This is a genomic window from Intestinibacter sp. (genome assembly GCF_051866655.1).
Taxonomy (GTDB): Bacteria; Bacillota; Clostridia; order Peptostreptococcales; family Peptostreptococcaceae; genus Intestinibacter.
The window spans coordinates 1,962-3,262 of the sequence record NZ_JBJDXL010000365.1 but is presented as its reverse complement, the minus strand read 5'-3'; the positions used below and the strand labels follow the sequence as shown (position 1 = coordinate 3,262).

Sequence of the window (1,301 nt, the reverse complement as noted above, 5' to 3'; positions counted from 1 at the left end):
ATATTTGTTAAATAATTTCTGCGAATCTAATTTCCTAAAGCTTGCCATGGATTTTAGATCTGGTATATTTAGAAATGAATATCCCTCTCCTTGTGGAATTCATAAAATACATCTTCCGTATATATTGTAATAATCCACTATCTATATCAATAGTGGATTATTTTTTGATTTGCCGTATTTTCAATAAATTTAGATTTTGATTTCTTACATTTAATGGAAAGGAGTAACGGTGGTGGGAAATTAGAATTTAGATATAAATAATATAATTTATAAATTTTGAGGAGGTAAAAATATGTATTTGAGAGAAACAATCAAAAAACCGATTTCCGTAATGCTTACAATAATGATGGTAGTAGCATATATGCTTCCATATCAATTATCATATGCAGAAGAAATCGCATATGGTTTCCAAGGCGTAGGTGGAAACACATTAAAAATGTTAAGCTACGATGGTCAAATAACAGTAGAAGAACAAACGTCAGAAAAATATGTAAATTCAATAAATACAAAAATTGATGGTTCTGAAGACATAGTATTTGGAGTTACTATGACTGCTGGTATGAATGCGTTTGGAGATGGAACTAACTTTAAAAATAACTGTATGCCATATATAAAAATATATGACAGCAAGTGGGAAAATGTTGTAGCTGAATACGACGGAGGAAATGGAAAGCTTAAATATATTTCTTACGATGAAACTACAAGAAACATATCTATAGGTGTAGATAAAGGCGTTCTTGAAGATGGCGATTATATACTAGTTTTTGGTCCAGAAGTATGCGGTAATAATGTCGATAAAAAAATAGGCGTTCCAATAGCATTTAAATTCACTGTTTCTACTACTTCTACTACAGAAATCGACAAAACAGCATTAAACAATTTAATAGCAGAAGCTGAACAATTTGTATCAGAAGCTCAAATAGGAACTGAAGTAGGACAATATCCATCAAAGGATGCAATAGAAACAGCAATATCAGATGCTAAAACAGTAAGCGAAAATGATGCTGCAACTCAAGATGAAGTAAATCAAGCTGTAGAAACACTTACACAAGCATTAGCAGCTTTTAAGGAAACAGTTGTTAAAGAAGAAGTTATAGATGAAAATGGAAGAGTTACAATTACAATAGTAAAAGGTTCTACTTTAGAAGCCGCTACTAAAGATTTATTAGTAGATACAGGAAAAACATATAGTGATTTAAAGGATGTAAAAGTAATAGCAGATGATATTTTTCTTACAAGAGCAGACCTTACTTATTTAAATGAGAATTTTACAGCACTTGAAAAATTAGATTTATCAGAAG

The 1,301-nt window shown here is 30.4% G+C and carries 1 protein-coding gene; it reads left to right on the top strand.

Annotation, left to right across the window (positions count from 1 at the left end):
• Positions 1-292 precede the first annotated feature (292 nt).
• The coding region (locus ACI3VO_RS10830; RefSeq protein ID WP_439757930.1) for an FIVAR domain-containing protein at positions 293-1,301 on the top strand (1,009 nt) is incomplete at its 3' end.